Source organism: Nocardia sp. NPDC055165, from assembly GCF_053606985.1.
Window position 1 is genome coordinate 18,574 of the sequence record NZ_JBSGSS010000002.1, and the last position, 14,999, is coordinate 33,572.

Here is a 14,999-nt window from a genome sequence, read left to right on the forward strand (position 1 = left end):
CGGGCCGGTTCCGTTCAGGCGCCCGTGCGATGCGGCGCCTGAACGGAATACCGCCGGGCCAGTGCGGCGCGATGTCGCGCGGGCGAACCGAACAGCGAACGGTTGAGCGCGGCCCGCTTGAGATAGACGTGGATGCCGCTCTCCCAGGTGTAGCCCATGCCCCCGTGCAACTGCATCGCCTTGCCCGCGATGTCGACTGCCGCCGCGCACGCGTAGGACTTGGCCATCGACGCCGAGGTCGACGCGTCGGCGGCGTCACGCGCCTGGTCGCGCACCGCGGCCTCGACCAGTTTGCCCGCGACCCGCACCCGCACGAGCATGTCGGCGCACGCGTGTTTGACGGCCTGGAACGAGCCGATCGGTCGGCCGAACTGTTCGCGCGTACCGACATGGGCGACGGTGGCGTCGAGCATGGCCCGGCTCAGGCCGAGACTGTCGCAGGCCACCGCGACGGCGGCCCGGTCGCGCAGCCGATCGAGCACCCGGACGGCATCGTCATCGACGAAGGGCCACAACGACTCCGGGGCCACCGCCACTCCGTCGGCGACGACGCTGCCGAACCGGCGGGTGGCGTCGAGCACCGGCTGTTCGGCCACGAGCAGCCCCCGCGCGCGGGGATCGACCTCGACGAGCACCCCTCGGCCCGCCCGATCGAGCGCGGGGACGAGCAACTGTCCGGCGGCCGGTGCGTCGAGGACGAAATCGGCTGTGCCGTGCAGCAGCGGCCCCCGCGTCGACGGCTCGATCCGGAACCGCGTCGGTCCCGTCGCCTCACCCGCGAGCACGAGGATCGGGACAGCCGCGCCCACTGCGGTCTCGCGCAGGAGCTGGTCGCGTCGCGGCGTCGCGACGACGTGCGCGAGCGCGCCGACGCCGAGCGCCGCGACCGCTGGATACGCGCCGCTCGCGGCGGCCCGGCCGATTTCGGCGAGGACCACCGCGACCTCGGCGAAGGTGGCCTCGGCACCGTCGAAGGCGGCGGGGATCTCGAGGCCGGGCCAGCCCGCGTCCGCGATCGCCGTCCAGTCGGGCGCGGCGGCGGATCGGCGCAGCAGCTCGCGCGCCACCCCGGCCACCTCGTCGTGTAGGTCGGCGAGGTCGTGCTCGTCGGAGGTCATCGTTTTCCCCTGGGTTCTCGAGGCAGGCCGAGGCCGCGCTCACCGATGATGGTGCGCTGGATCTCGCTGGCGCCGCCCGGAATCGTCCATTCCCACGAGCCGAGGAAGTCCAGCATCCAGGCGCCGGACTCCCAGCCGCTCGACAGCGGTTTGCGCAGCTCGGTGTGGGTGGCCAGCCCGGCTATCTCGGTGCCGAAGTCGGTCATCCGTTGCAGCAGTTCGCTGTAGAACAGTTTCACGATCGAGGCGTCGGCCGGGCCGGGCTGATCGTCGGCAGCCGCGATATCGGCGCACAGCGCGCGCAGCCCGGTGAGCTCGATCTCCAGTTCGGCGAGGCGGTCGGCGACCAGCGGATCGTCGAGCGGACAGCTCTCGACCAGGCGGCGGAAACCGTTGTTGCCCAGTCGTTCGGCCAGTTCGAGCATGGTCATGCCGCGTTCGGCGCCGAGGGTGCGCTGGGCCACCTGCCAGCCTTCGTTCTCCGCGCCGACCAGCCGATCGGCGGGGATAACCACCTCGTCGAGGAAGATCTCGCAGAAGTGCGACTCCCCTGTCGCCTGCCGGATGGGCCGCACCTCGACGCCGGGGGCGCGCATGTCCAGCAGGAAGTACGAGATGCCGTGGCGCGCGGGCGCGTCGGGGTCGGTGCGGGCGAGCAGCAGACACCAGTCCGCGTGCCGCGCGCCGCTGGCCCACAGCTTCTGTCCGGAGACGACATAGCCGTCGCCGTCGCGGCGGGCGGTGGTCGCGAGCGCCGCGAGGTCCGAGCCCGCGCCCGGCTCGGAGAAGCCCTGGCACCAGATCTCGCCGTCGAGGATCGCCGGCAGGTGGCGGCGGCGTTGCTCGTCGGTGCCCGCGGCGAGCAGGGTGGCGGCGGCGTGGTGGATCGAGACGAAGGCCAGGACCAGTCGGGGTGCGTCGTGGGCGGCGAGCTCCTGATAGAGCACCACCTGCTCGGCCGGCGACATGCCGCCGCCGTATTCCTCCGGCCAGTGCGGGACCGCGAAACCGGCCCCGCGCAACGTCTGGAACCAGGACTGCTGGAAATCGACGAACTCGCGCTCGGAGACTCCTGTCTGCGCCTGTCGCCAGTCGGCGGGAATCCGCGTCCGGCACCACTGCCTGACCTCGGCGCGGAAGCCGTCGATGGTGCGCGCCGTCGAGGTCATCGGGGGCGCGCGTTCTCGTGCAGGGCCAGCAGCCGATCGCGGTGCGCGGCGGACTGCATGGTGGCGACCTCGGCCGCGAAGCCGGCCTGCATCGGACCGCCGAGCGCCTGGGACAGATACATGTTCACGATCCGCTTGGTCCCACGCACGGCCTCGGGCGGCAGCGCGGCCAGCCGGTGCGCCAACGTCCGCGCCTCGTCGAGCAGGGCGTCGGGGGCGACGCTGCGCGTGGCGAGCCCGAGCTCCACGGCGGTGGCGGCCGAGATGCGGTCACCGGTGAACAGGTATTCGCGCGAGCGCAGGATCGGGGTGAGCAGCGGCCAGAACGCCGCCCCGCCGTCCCCCGCGATCAGCCCGACCGCGACGTGCGGATCGGCCAGATGCGCCCGCTCGGAGATCAGCGCCACATCGCAGAGCACCGCGAGGCTGGCCCCGAGCCCCACGGCGGGCCCGTTGACCGCCGCGATCACCGGCAGCGGGAAACGCAGCATCTCCTCGATGATCTGCGCGCCCTCCCGGATGCTCTCGTCGCGGCCGACGGGGTCGTCGAGGAAGGAGGTGATCCAGCCCAGATCGCCGCCCGCGCTGAACGCGCGACCCGCCCCGGTGAGGATCACCACCGCGGCGTCGCGGTCGGCGGCCAACTGCCGCCACACGTTCGCCAGCGCCCAGTGCAGCGCCTTGTTCACCGCGTTGAGCTCGTCGGGCCGGTTGATCACCACCGTGCGGATCGGGCCGTCGCATTCGACGATCAGTTCGTCGGGCAAGTCGTATTTCACCGCGCCACCCCCGGGTACTCGTCGGCATGTCCCGCGCCGAACAGCCCGGTCAGCCCGGTGCGGCCGAGGCGGTCGGTGAGGACCCCGCTGGTCGCGGACAGGCCCAACGGCAGTCGCCGCAGCGGCAGGCTGTAGCGCGAGAGCCACGACAGCGGCGACTCGTCGCAGAAGCCGATGGCGCCGTGCAACTGGTGCGCGACCCGGAAGACGATCTCGGCGGCCTCGATCGCGGCCGAGCGCAGCGCGAGCGCGTCGTCGAGCGCCTCAGGCCGCCCGGCCTGGATGCTCCACAGCGCGTATTTGGCCAGCATGTCGACGCCGCTACGCTCCACCTCGGCGTCGGTGAACTGGAACTGCACGCCCTGCAACTGCGCCAGCGGCTTGCCGAACTGCTCGCGCAGCAGCACGTGGGCGCGGGTGAGATCCAGGGCGCGGTCCAGCATGCCGAGCAGCGTCCAGCACGGCAGCACCAGCCCCAACGCCACATCGGCGGCGCCGTCGTCGTCGAGGTGGCGCAGTGCGAGGGAGGTGACGAACGCCGAGGTGCGGGGCGCGTGCGCGGGCCCGACCTCGACGGCGGAGCGTCGACCGGTGATCGTCACCGCCGCCCAGCGCAGCGCGAGGTCGGCGACGGGCGCGGCCGGGTTGGTCTCGGCGACGACGAGCAGTCCGTCGACCGCGAGATCGGTGGGCCGGGCCAGCCGTTCGGCCAGCGGATAGGGCAGCGCCCAGTAGCCCGCGCTGCGGCACAGGGCCGCCGCCGCCTCCAGCTCGTCGGCGTCGCCGCGCGGATCGAGATCCCACGCACCCAACCGCGCGAGCACCGGCGCGAACACGCTCTCGCGCCGCGCGGGTTCGCGTTCGCCGAGCTGGACCAGCTCGTCACCGCCCGCCGCCGCCAGCGCCAGCGATGCCTGTCGGCCGAATTCGAGCGCGTCCGCGCTCAGCTCGATGTTCACGACGCCGCCAGCAGCGCGCGGGCCAGCAGAATCCGCTGCATCTCGATACTGCCCGAGGCGACGGTGGCGGCCTGGGAGTAGCGCCAGTGTTCCTCGGCCTCGCGCCGGAACCGATGTGGCCCGTCGGCGCCGGCCGGGTCGAGGTGGGCGGCGAGTTCCACGAGTACCTCCGCGCTGTCCTGGTCGAGGGTTGTCACCGCGATGCGGTAGGCGGCGGCGTCGCTGGGTCGTACCTGGCCCAGGCGTTGCAGCGACAGCACTCGGTAGGCCAGTAATCGCGCGCGACGGCAGTGGGTCAGCATGCGGGCCCAGCGGCCACGGAGTTCGGCGGGCAGCGCGTCCCAGCGCTCGCCCAGCGCCGACGGCGCGGCGAGCAGCAGCCGTTCGCAGCGGGCGTAGCGGGCGATGCCGACCCGTTCGAAGGCCAACACCTCCTGCGCCACCTTCCAGCCCTCGTCGACCGGGCCGAGCACGTCGGCTTCGGTCACTCGCAGGTCGTCGAAGAAGACCTCGTTGAGGTGGTGCGGGCCGATCATGGAACGGATCGGGCGCACCTCGATGGCCGGGTTGGACATCGGAACGAGGAAGATCGTCAGCCCGGACTGTTTGCGTTCGCCGGTCGAGGTGCGGGCGAGCAGGAAACACCACTGGGCCATCGCGGCGTAGGAGGTCCACACCTTCTGTCCGGTGATCCGCCAGCCGTCGCCGTCGCGGCGCGCCGCGGTACGCAACGACGCCAAATCAGAGCCCGAGTCCGGTTCGCTGAAACCCTGGCACCAGATCACCTCCCCCCGCGCGATCGGCGGTAGATGGGTCCGCTGCTGGGCCTCGGTGCCGTGCCGCATGATCGTGGGCCCCACCCAGTTCACGCCCATGTACTGCGCACCGCGCGGTTCGTGGTGGGCCCACATCTCCTCGCGCACCACGGTCTGTTCCCAGATGGAGGCGTCGCGGCCGCCGAACTCGGCGGGCCAGGCCAGGCAGAGCAGACCGCGTTCGGCCAGCAGGCGGGAAAACCGCTGGGCGGCCTCGAAATCGGCCGGGTCGTCGGTGAAGGCCCCCAGAAAATCAGCCGGGACGTGCTCGTCCACCAGACGACGCAGCTCCCCCCGCAGGTCCGCGGCGGCCGTTCCCATCGTGAAATCCATGATCGGACTGTAATTAATCCTCATAAGGATAGCAATATTTGACATAATAAGGATAGCAATACTTGAATGGTTGACCCGCGATCAATTACACTCCCGCCATGGATGATCGGCGGGTTCGTTGACCACCCCGAGACGGGGCCGAGTTCCGCAGCGCCGCATCGCGGAGACCGTCGCGGCCGAACTGCGCGACCACATCCTCTCCGACGACAACTACCGCCTCCCCACCCAGGATCAGCTGGTCAAGGACTTCGGCGTCAGCTACCCCTCCATCCGGGAAGCGCTGCGCATCCTCGAGACCGAGGGCCTGGTCACGGTCCGGCGCGGCAACATCGGCGGCGCCGAGGTACACCGGCCCGACGAGGTCTCTGCGGCCTATCACCTCGGGCTCGCCCTGCAGGGCGCCCGCGTGACGCTGGGCGATCTCGCGTCCGGACTCCAGGCGCTCGAGCCGATGTGCGCCGCCGCGTGCGCCCGGCGCGAAGACCGCGCCGAGGTGGTCGTCCCAGCCCTCGAGGCCGCCGTCGACGACTCGGCCACCAAGGTCGGCGACGGTGTGGCCTTCACTCAATCCGCCCGCGAGTTCCACGATCTCGTCGTCTCGTTCACCCCGAACGTGACCATCCGCTACGTCGTCAGCACGCTCGTAGCCCTGTGGTCGGCACAGGAGCAAGCCTGGGCGGAAGCGACGACCCGGAGGGGCGAGTACCCGTCCGAGGCCGACGCGCGCGACGCCGTGCGGTTCCATCGCCGGCTCGTCGAGCAGATCGCCGCGGGTCAGGCCGAGGAGGCCGAGCGGTTGGCGCGCGCGCACCTGGCCGCGACGCAGGCAGTGGTGCTCGAACGTTTCGACGGCGGCGTCGTCAACGCGTCGTCGGCCATGTCGCGCCAGTCGATCCAGTCCGGCCACCGCGCACGCCTCTAGCCGAGTCGCGCCGAACTCGCCGATTTCCTCAAGGCGCACCGCTCCCGCTTGCAGCCCGGCTGAACCCCCCGGGACTTCGCGCGGCTCTCCGCAGCCTGGCCGCACTACGCCGATGATCGAATCACGGTGGAGCGCAACAGTATTCACTCGCCGTGCGCCGTATCCCACCGCCGCGCGCCTACCGGCAGTACGCGACCGCGTTCACCCCCGCTGACGGAGCCGAATCGCACGACCCGCCCCGCGCGACCCAGCGCGGGGCTTCTTCGTACGCGGATCACCACGCGATTCCCCATAAAACCGCATGTCACCGACGGTAGAGTACGACTTGCTTCATAGGAGATCGTAATTCTCACTCTTCGCGCATGCTAGCTAATCCTTACAAGGATAACAATACTTGCAATGCTCACGGCTTGCTGGCAGGCTCCGAGCCACCGATGAAGTGGTCCGCATCACGCTCCGGCGATCCGCAGGACAGCGACGCCACCCATCGCGGACCCCGACGCACTCACCCGGAGGAGGCCCCACCTTGATACAAGGGGCGCGCTACACCAGCACCACAGCAACAAGCCTCGCCGAAGGGTGGAGCCTGGAACGCCTCACGCCGCCGAGCCGGCTCTTCGGCGCCAACGGCCTGCGCACCGGCCCCGACGGCCGCATCTACGTCGCCCAGGTGACCGGCAGCCAGATCAGCGCCCTCGACGTCGCCACCGGCGGACTCGAGACGATCAGCGCCAAGGGCGGCGACATCATCGCCCCCGACGACCTGGCCTTCGACGACCACGGCAACCTGTTCGCCACCGAGGTGATGGACGGGCGCGTCAGCATGCGCGGCGCCGACGGACAGACCAGGGTGTTGCGCGACGATCTGCCCAGCGCGAACGGCATCACCGTGCACCAGAACCGGTTGTTCGTCAACGAATGTCGCGTTGGCGGACGGCTGATGGAGCTGTTCACCGACGGCAGCGAGCCCCGCGTCCTGGCGGAGAACCTCGCCATGCCCAACGCCATGGAGGTCGGTCCCGACGGGCTCCTCTACTACCCGGTGATGGGCACCAACGACATCTGGCGGATCGACCCGCGCGGCGGCGAACCCGAACGCGTCGTCGGCGATCTCGGCGTGCCCGACTCGGTGAAGTTCGACGCGGCGGGCAACATCGTCTCCACCCAGGTGAGCACCGGCGAGGTCCTGCGCATCGATCCCCGAACCGGACAGCGCACCGTCCTGGCCACCTTGAACCCCGGCTTGGACAACTGCACGTTCGTCGACGGTCGGCTCTTCGTCTCCAACTTCACCGGCGAGATCACCGAGATCCTCGACGGCGGCGAGACCAGAACGACCCTGCCCGGCGGCCTGAACTGGCCGCTGGACCTCACCGTCGGCAGCGACGGCGAACTCTACGTCGCCGACGGCACCTACTTCTACGTGCTGCGCCGGGGACAGGCCCCGGAAACGGTCGGCATGCTGTTCAGCCCCGGCTATCCCGGCTTCATCCGGGGCGTCACCGCCGTCGGCGCGGGGGAATTCGTGGTCACCACCTCGGGCGGACAGATCACGCGGTGGCGGCCGGCGAGTCAGGAGAGCGAGGTGCTGGCCGACGAACTCGACCAACTCTACGGCGTGGCGCTCGGACCCAACGGCGACATCGTCGCCACGGAGTTCGGCCGTGGCCGGGTGCTGGCCGTGCGGTCCGGCGGGCGGGTCGAGGAGCTGGCCTCGGGCCTGAACCAGCCGATCGGCGTCGCGTTCACCACCGGCGGGACCTGCCTGGTCGCCGAAGCCGGCGCGGGCCGCATCGTCTCGGTGAGCAGCGCCGGGGTCGACACGGTGGTCGACGCGCTCGAGCAGCCCCAGGGCATCCTGGTGCGCGGCAACACGCTTTACGTCGTCGACGTGGGCAGCAAGTCGCTGATCAGCGTGGATCTGGCAACCAAGGTGCGGACCACCCTCGCCGGGAATCTGCCGGTCGGCGCGCCTCCCGGCGTCACGCCCAAGCCGCTGCGCGGGCTGCCGCCGTTCTCCGGTCCGCAGGGCCCCTTCGCGGGGATCACCGCCGGACCCGACGGGACCCTGTACCTGTCGGCCGACGCCGAGGGCGGCGTGCTCGCGCTGCGCGCCACGGCATGAACCCGGCGGTGGCGGCCGGGTCGATCGACCTGAGCGGACGCGTCGTCGTGGTGTCCGGGGCAGCGGGCGGCGGCATCGGCACCTCGGTGGTGGAGATGGTCGCGCGGGCCGGGGCCACCGTGATCGCGGTGAGCCGATCGAAGGACAACCTCACGACCCACATCGACCCGCTGATCGAGCAGGGGCTCGCGGTGGTGCCGGTGGCGGCCGACGCCGCTACCGACGACGGCATCGCCACGGTGCTCGCGACGATCCGCGCCACCGAGGGCGACCTGCACGGTCTGGTCAACGTGGCGGGCGGCGCGGCCCCGGCGACGTGGATGCCCGCGCTGCGGGTGAGTCGCGCCGATTGGCGAGCGCTGTTCACCCAGAACCTCGAAACGATGTTCTTCATGAGTCAGGCTGTCGCCGCCGAACTGAAAACGCGGCGACGGCCCGGCTCGATCGTCTCGATCTCCTCGATCAGCGGCATGAACACCGCGCCGTTCCACATCGGCTACGGCACGGCCAAAGCCGCGCTGGTGGCCGCGACCCGGACCATGGCGGTCGAACTCGCCGCCGACGGCATCCGGGTCAACGCCATCGCGCCCGGGGTGACCAAGACCCCCGCTTCGGCGACCTACGTCGGCGAGGACGCCGACCGGGACCGGCGCGCCATCGCCATGGGTCGGCGCGCGCGGCCCGAGGAGCAGGCGGGCGCGATCCTGTTCCTGCTCTCGGACCTGTCGACCTACATCACGGGTCAGACGCTGCTGGTCGACGGCGGACTCGACCTCAAGTGGACCCACCTCGACGCCGACCACACATCGCTGTTCCTCGAGGACGACGCGTTCCGCACCGCCATCACCCGCTAGGAGAGGTCATGACCGACACCACAGAGTCCGCGCTCACCGCTACCGAGGAGGCGCTGTCGACCCCGCGCACGATCGGCGTGGAGGCCTATCTGTCGCCGGACTACGCCCGCGCCGAACGCGACAAGCTGTGGACCAAGGTGTGGCAGCAGGTCGGTCGGGTCGAGGAACTGGCCCAGGTCGGCGACTTCCTCACCTACGACATCCTCGATGACTCGATCATCGTGGTGCGCTCGGCACCCGACACGCTGCGCGCCTACTACAACGTCTGCTCGCATCGGGGCCGCAGGCTGATCGACACTCCCCCGGGCGCGCGGGAGGCGCACGGCCGCCGCAAGCAGTTCGTCTGCGGGTTCCACGGCTGGCGCTACGACCTCGAGGGCCGCAACACCTTCGCGGCCGAGCAGCAGGACTGGCCGTGCGGGCTGACCCCGGACCGCACCCGGCTCGGCGAGGTGCGGGTCGACACCTGGGGCGGCTGGATCTGGATCACCATGGACCCCGAGGCCGAGCCGCTGCGGGAGTACCTGGAGCCCGCGGCCGGGCTGCTCGATCCGTTCCAGCTGGAGAACATGCGCTATCGGTGGCGGCGCTGGCTGGTCTTCGACTGCAACTGGAAGGTCGCGTTGGAGGCGTTCATGGAGACCTACCACGTGCCCTACACCCACCCCGAGTTCATGAACTTCGGCAATTTCCTCGGGTGGTCGCGCGCCCAGGGCAAGCACAGCAACATCGGCTACGACGCGCCCAAGGGCATGGAGGAGAACCAGGCCAAGCTGCGGCTCGGCGCCGGACCCGACGCCCGCATGTCCACGGCCGAACTCCAGAACTTCACCTGGGAGAACGCCAACACCAACACCACCCGCACCCTGGTCGACGCAGCGAATCGGCTGGTCGCGGAGCTGCCCGAGGGCACCCCGGCCGATCAGGTGCTCAAGCACTGGCTGCAATCGGCCCGCGAGTACGACGCCGATCGCGGGGTGGTGTGGCCGACGGTGGACCCGCAGGTCGTCGCGGCGGCGGGGACCGCGTGGCAGATCTTCCCCAACTTCCAGATCGGGCACGCGCTCAACAACATGCTCTGCTACAGCGCCCGGCCCTACGGCTACGACCCCGACAAGTGCATCTTCGAGGCGGCCGTCTACGAACTGTTCCCGGCCGGCCAGGAACCGAAGACCGAGTGGGAGTACACCGCGGCCGACGATCCGGCCTGGCGCACCGTCCTGCCCCAGGACTTCTCGAACATGGCCGCCGTGCAGCAGGGCATGAAGACGCGCGGCTTCGCCGGGCCGATGCCCAACCCCTACCGCGAACGCAGCGTCGTGAACCTGCACCACAACCTGGCCACCTACATGGGCACCGGCGCACCGCGCGACCTCGCCTGAGTCCCGTGCCCTGATCACCCGAAACACCGCACCACACCGAGGAATTCGCATGCAGAACTGCGCACCAACGCAGACACCCGAGGTCGATCACGAAGCGCTCCGGGCGAAGTATCTCGCCGAACGCGACAAGCGCATCCGCCCCGAGGGCCAGCAGCAGTACGTGACGGCCGAGGCGGACTTCGCCGAGTATCACGAAGCCGACCCGTACACCCCGGTCCAGCCGCGACCGCCGATCTCCCAGGAGATCGACGTGGCGATCCTCGGCGGCGGGCTGGCCGGACTCGTCACCGCCGCCCGGATCAGCGAGGCCGGGGTGGCGGACTTCCGGATCATCGAGCACGCCGGCGATTTCGGCGGCGCGTGGTACTGGAATCGCTACCCCGGCATCCAGTGCGACACCGACTGCTACTGCTATCTGCCGTTGCTCGAGGAGGTCGGCTACGTCCCGAAGCAGAAGTACTCCTACGGCGACGAGGTCTTCGAGCACTGCCAGCGCATCGGCAGGCACTTCGGTCTCTACGACAAGGCGATCTTCGGCACGCTCACCCGCTCGATGGCGTGGGACGAGTCGATCCAGCGCTGGCGGATCGGCACCGATCGGGGCGACGAGATCCGCGCTCGCTTCGTCGTCATGTGTCAGGGCCCGTTCAACCGGCCCAAACTGCCCGGCATCCCTGGTCTCGGCGATTTCGCGGGACACACCTTCCACACCGCGCGCTGGGACTACGAGTACACCGGCGGCGGCGACATGCGCGGGGGCCTGGACAAGCTCGCCGACAAGCGGGTGGCGATCATCGGGACCGGCGCCAGCGGCGTGCAGTCCATCCCCCACCTGGCCCGCTCGGCGCGCCATCTCACCGTCTTCCAGCGCACCCCGTCCTACATCTACGAGCGCGGCAACGTGCCCACCGACCCCGCGTGGGCCGAGAGCTTGCAGCCCGGCTGGCAGGAGGAGATCCGCCGCAACTTCCACACCGGCGCGTTCGAAGCCTACGGTCCCGGTCAGGACGATCTGGTCTGCGACGGCTGGACCGAGGTCAGCCGCAATGTGCGCGACCACCTCGATAGCACCGGCGGCTGGGCGGAGCTGACGCCGGAGAAGTTCATGGAGCTGCGCGAGCTGGCCGACTATCGGGCGATGCAGCGGGTGCGCGACCGGGTCGACGAGATCGTCACCGACCCGGCGACCGCCGAGGCGCTCAAGCCCTACTACCGGTTCCTGTGCAAGCGGCCGTGTTTCAACGACGAGTACCTGCCGACCTTCAACCGCGACAACGTCACCCTCGTCGATGTTTCTGGCACCAAGGGCGTGGAGCGGATCACCGCCAACGGCATCGTCGCTGACGGCGTCGAACACGGGGTGGACTGCATCATCTTCGCCAGCGGTTTCGAGATCACCACCGACCTCGACCGACGCTTCGGCATCGCGCCCTACGTGGGCCGCGACGAGCTCTCGCTCTACGACCACTGGGCCAAGGGCTACCGCACCCTGCACGGCACGATGACCACCGGTTTCCCGAACCAGTTCTTCACCGGGTTCGTCCAGGGCGGGGTGACCGCGAGCACTACGGCCATGTTCGAACAGCAGGCCCGCCACATCGCCTTCATCATCGAGCAGACGATGAGCCGGGGCGCGACCACGGTGGAACCCACCGCCGACGCGCAGGAACAGTGGTGCGCGACCGTGCGCGAGAGCGCGATCGACAACAGCAACTTCCAGCGCGAGTGCACCCCCGGCTACTACAACAACGAGGGCGAACAGCAGATCCGCTCCCACCTCGGCGACCCGTACTGGCCCGGCTTCTACGCCTTCGAGGATCTGCTCCAGGCGTGGCGCGACACCGGCGAGCTGCCGGGCCTGGCGCTGGGCACCCCGACCGAACCGGCCCGATGAGCGCGGCGAGCGGAGCGCACCATGTCTGAACTCGGGTTCGAGGGCAGAGTCGCCGTGATCACCGGCGCCGGACGCGGATTGGGCCGCGCCTACGCGCTGCTGCTCGCCGCGAAGGGGGCCAGGGTGGTCGTCAACGACCCCGGCGCCACCATCAGCGGAGACAGCGGCGACGCCGGAATCGTCGCGGCGGTGGTCGAGGAGATCACCGCCGCCGGCGGCATCGCGGTGGCCAGCACCGATTCGGTGGCGACGGCGCAGGGCGGGCGCGCGATCGTGGCGACCGCGATCGAGGCGTTCGGCCGGATCGACATCATCGTGCACAACGCGGGCAACAACCGGTACGCGCCGCTGGCGCAGATGTCCTACGAGGATTTCGACGCCGTCCTCGACGTCCACCTGCGCGGCGCGTTCCACGTGGTGCGCCCGGCGTTTGCGCTGATGTGCGAGGCCGGATACGGCCGGGTGGTCCTCACCTCCTCGATCGGCGGGCTCTACGGCAACCACCGCGTCGCCAACTACGGCGCCGCCAAGGCGGGGCTGATCGGACTGTCGAACGTGATCGCGCTCGAGGGCGCCGAGCACGGCGTGCGCTGCAACGTGATCGTGCCCGCCGCGCTCACCCGCCTCGCCGAGGGCATCGACACCTCGGCCTATCCGCCCATGGACCCGGAATTGGCGGCGCCGGTGGTGGGGTGGCTCGCGCACGAATCCTGCTCGATCACCGGCGAGATGCTGGTGTCGATCGCCGGACGCGTGGCGCGGGCGTTCATCGCCGAGACCCCCGGGGTGTACCAGCCGAGCTGGTCGATCGAGGAGGTCGGCGCGCGGATCGACGACATCCGGGCGACCGAGGATCCCTGGATCCTGCCGGTCGTCCCCTCCGGACACCTCGACCACATCACCAAGAGCTTCGCGACAGCTATGAAGGGCAGCACGCATGTCGGTTAAAGTTTACGAACGCATTCTGCAACTCTTCGAAGCCGAGGGTATCAACACCCTGTTCGGCATTCCCGACCCCAACTTCGTGCACATGTTCCATCTCGCCGAAGAACGCGGTTGGACGGTGGTGGCCCCGCACCACGAGGAGTCGGCCGGTTTCATGGCCGAGGCGGTGTCCCGGATGACCGGCAAGGCCGCGGTGTGCATCGGCACCCTCGGCCCCGGCGTCGCCAACCTGGCCGGGGCGATGATGTGCGCCAAGGTCGAGAACTCGCCGGTGATCTTCCTGGGCGGGCAGCGCGCGCGGATCACCGAACAGCGGGTGCGGCGCGGCCGCATCCAGTTCGTGAAGCAGGCGGAACTGTTCGAGCCGTCGGTGAAGTACTGCGCCAGTATCGAATACGCCGACCAGACCGACGAGGTCATCCGCGAAGGTCTGCGTAAGGCGCTATCGGGCACTCCCGGCCCGGTGTACATCGAGTACCCCTCGCACGTCATCCAGGAGGAACTCGAGGTCGCGCCCGCGCTGGCGCCGTCGGCGTATCGCCTGGTCGGGCAGACCGCCGGTGCGGACCGGATCGCCGAGGCGGTCGACTACATCCGCGCGGCGAGCCAGCCCGTGCTGCTCGTGGGACACGGCGTGCACACCACGCGCGCCGGCGAGTCGGTCCGCGCGCTCGCCGAGGCCATGGCCTGCCCGGTCATCCAGACCTCGGGCGGCACCTCCTTCATCCCCGGGCTCGAGGACCGCACCTTCCCGTACGGGTTCTCGGCGGCGGCGATCGACGCGGTCGTGAAATCCGATCTGTGCCTGGCCATCGGTACCGAGCTGGGCGAACCGGTGCACTACGGGCGCGGGCGGCACTGGGTCGCCAACGAGGCAAACCGTAAGTGGATCCTCGTCGAGCAGGACCCCGAGGCCATCGGGGTGAACCGATCGGTGGACGTGCCGCTGGTCGGTGACCTGCGCGCGATCGTCCCGCAGCTGGTCGAGGCGCTGCGCGAGACCCCACGCACCCCCACCCCCGAGCTCGCGGGCTGGATCGAACAGGACGCGGCCCAGCTCGCGGAACTGGCCGAGACCGCGCCGTCGGGGATGTCGCCGGTGCACCCGGCGCGGCTGATCGTGGAGGCCACGCAGGCGTTCCCGGCCGACGGCATCATGGTGCGCGACGGCGGCGCCACGACGATCTTCGGCTGGACCTACTCGCAGGCCAAACCCCATGACGTCATGTGGAATCAGAACTTCGGGCACCTGGGCACCGGCCTGCCCTACGCGGTAGGCGCGGGCGTGGCCGACGGCGGCAAACGACCGATGATGCTGATCACCGGCGACTCCTCGTTCCAGTTCCACACCGCCGAACTCGAAACCGCCGCGCGACTGAACCTCCCCCTGGTCTGTGTGGTCGCGGTCGACTACGCCTGGGGACTCGAGGTCGGCGTCTACAAGCGCACCTACGGGCAGGGCTCGCTCGAGACCGGCGTGCACTGGAGCAAGAACACCCGGCTGGACAAGGTCGCCGAGGGCTTCGGCTGCTACGGCGAATACGTCGAGCGCGACGAGGACATCGCCCCCGCCATCAAACGCGCCTACGCCAGCGGGCGACCGGGCGTCATCCACGTCGCGGTCGACCCGAAGGCGAATTCGGAAGAAATGCCGAGCTACGACGAATTCCGCACCTGGTACGCGGAAGGCACTCAGTGAGGAAA

Annotated in this window: 12 protein-coding genes; 7 read left to right on the plus strand and 5 right to left on the minus strand. The window is 70.0% G+C overall.

Going from position 1 to position 14,999, the window contains the following annotated elements; translation table 11 throughout:
* Window positions 1-14: 14 nt before the first annotated feature.
* The 5 genes from ACWFRF_RS04060 to ACWFRF_RS04080 are packed head-to-tail and all read right to left on the minus strand — an operon-like array spanning window position 15 to window position 5,173.
* Window positions 15-1,118 carry an acyl-CoA dehydrogenase family protein gene (locus ACWFRF_RS04060; protein ID WP_452448852.1) on the minus strand — a complete coding sequence of 368 codons (1,104 nt, stop codon included), beginning with the start codon at window positions 1,116-1,118 and terminating at the stop codon, window positions 15-17.
* Window positions 1,115-2,287 (minus strand): acyl-CoA dehydrogenase family protein, encoded by a 1,173-nt coding sequence (locus tag ACWFRF_RS04065; RefSeq protein WP_452448853.1) that lies wholly within the window; start codon window positions 2,285-2,287, stop codon window positions 1,115-1,117. The genes ACWFRF_RS04060 and ACWFRF_RS04065 overlap by 4 nt, the downstream gene beginning before the upstream one ends.
* The gene (locus ACWFRF_RS04070) at window positions 2,284-3,066 is read right to left on the minus strand and encodes an enoyl-CoA hydratase/isomerase family protein (protein WP_452448854.1); all 783 of its coding nucleotides are present in this window, start codon (window positions 3,064-3,066) and stop codon (window positions 2,284-2,286) included. The genes ACWFRF_RS04065 and ACWFRF_RS04070 overlap by 4 nt, the downstream gene beginning before the upstream one ends.
* A complete protein-coding gene (locus ACWFRF_RS04075) occupies window positions 3,063-4,025 on the minus strand; it encodes an acyl-CoA dehydrogenase family protein (RefSeq protein ID WP_452448855.1) in 963 nt (320 codons plus the stop codon). The genes ACWFRF_RS04070 and ACWFRF_RS04075 overlap by 4 nt, the downstream gene beginning before the upstream one ends.
* Window positions 4,022-5,173, minus strand: a complete 1,152-nt coding sequence (locus tag ACWFRF_RS04080) for an acyl-CoA dehydrogenase family protein (RefSeq protein ID WP_379313109.1) — start codon at window positions 5,171-5,173, stop codon at window positions 4,022-4,024. The genes ACWFRF_RS04075 and ACWFRF_RS04080 overlap by 4 nt, the downstream gene beginning before the upstream one ends.
* Window positions 5,174-5,291: 118 nt before the next feature.
* Here ACWFRF_RS04080 and ACWFRF_RS04085 point away from each other — a divergent pair, with 118 nt between their 5' ends.
* From ACWFRF_RS04085 to ACWFRF_RS04115, 7 genes are all read left to right on the plus strand, one after another.
* Window positions 5,292-6,095 carry a FadR/GntR family transcriptional regulator gene (locus ACWFRF_RS04085; RefSeq protein ID WP_379313107.1) on the plus strand — a complete coding sequence of 268 codons (804 nt, stop codon included), beginning with the start codon at window positions 5,292-5,294 and terminating at the stop codon, window positions 6,093-6,095.
* Window positions 6,096-6,621: 526 nt separating this feature from the next.
* Window positions 6,622-8,220 (plus strand): SMP-30/gluconolactonase/LRE family protein, encoded by a 1,599-nt coding sequence (locus ACWFRF_RS04090; RefSeq protein WP_452448856.1) that lies wholly within the window; start codon window positions 6,622-6,624, stop codon window positions 8,218-8,220.
* Complete coding sequence (locus ACWFRF_RS04095) at window positions 8,217-9,074, plus strand: SDR family NAD(P)-dependent oxidoreductase (RefSeq protein ID WP_452448857.1); 858 nt, start codon at window positions 8,217-8,219, stop codon at window positions 9,072-9,074. The genes ACWFRF_RS04090 and ACWFRF_RS04095 overlap by 4 nt, the downstream gene beginning before the upstream one ends.
* 8 nt (window positions 9,075-9,082) lie before the next feature.
* Window positions 9,083-10,456, plus strand: a complete 1,374-nt coding sequence (locus ACWFRF_RS04100; protein WP_067444854.1) for an aromatic ring-hydroxylating oxygenase subunit alpha — start codon at window positions 9,083-9,085, stop codon at window positions 10,454-10,456.
* A gap of 49 nt (window positions 10,457-10,505) precedes the next feature.
* Complete coding sequence (locus tag ACWFRF_RS04105; protein WP_452448859.1) at window positions 10,506-12,350, plus strand: flavin-containing monooxygenase; 1,845 nt, start codon at window positions 10,506-10,508, stop codon at window positions 12,348-12,350.
* A 21-nt stretch (window positions 12,351-12,371) separates the two neighbouring features.
* Window positions 12,372-13,298, plus strand: a complete 927-nt coding sequence (locus ACWFRF_RS04110; RefSeq protein WP_452448860.1) for an SDR family NAD(P)-dependent oxidoreductase — start codon at window positions 12,372-12,374, stop codon at window positions 13,296-13,298.
* Window positions 13,288-14,994, plus strand: a complete 1,707-nt coding sequence (locus ACWFRF_RS04115) for a thiamine pyrophosphate-binding protein (RefSeq protein ID WP_452448861.1) — start codon at window positions 13,288-13,290, stop codon at window positions 14,992-14,994. The genes ACWFRF_RS04110 and ACWFRF_RS04115 overlap by 11 nt, the downstream gene beginning before the upstream one ends.
* The last annotated feature ends 5 nt before the right edge of the window (window positions 14,995-14,999 follow it).

Coding starts and splice junctions, on each gene's coding strand:
- ACWFRF_RS04060 (WP_452448852.1), bottom strand. CDS start 1,118: ATGACCTCCGACGAGCACGACCTCGCCGACCTACACGACGAGGTGGCC.
- ACWFRF_RS04065 (WP_452448853.1), bottom strand. CDS start 2,287: ATGACCTCGACGGCGCGCACCATCGACGGCTTCCGCGCCGAGGTCAGG.
- ACWFRF_RS04080 (WP_379313109.1), bottom strand. CDS start 5,173: ATGGATTTCACGATGGGAACGGCCGCCGCGGACCTGCGGGGGGAGCTG.
- ACWFRF_RS04095 (WP_452448857.1), top strand. CDS start 8,217: ATGAACCCGGCGGTGGCGGCCGGGTCGATCGACCTGAGCGGACGCGTC.
- ACWFRF_RS04100 (WP_067444854.1), top strand. CDS start 9,083: ATGACCGACACCACAGAGTCCGCGCTCACCGCTACCGAGGAGGCGCTG.
- ACWFRF_RS04105 (WP_452448859.1), top strand. CDS start 10,506: ATGCAGAACTGCGCACCAACGCAGACACCCGAGGTCGATCACGAAGCG.
- ACWFRF_RS04110 (WP_452448860.1), top strand. CDS start 12,372: ATGTCTGAACTCGGGTTCGAGGGCAGAGTCGCCGTGATCACCGGCGCC.
- ACWFRF_RS04115 (WP_452448861.1), top strand. CDS start 13,288: ATGTCGGTTAAAGTTTACGAACGCATTCTGCAACTCTTCGAAGCCGAG.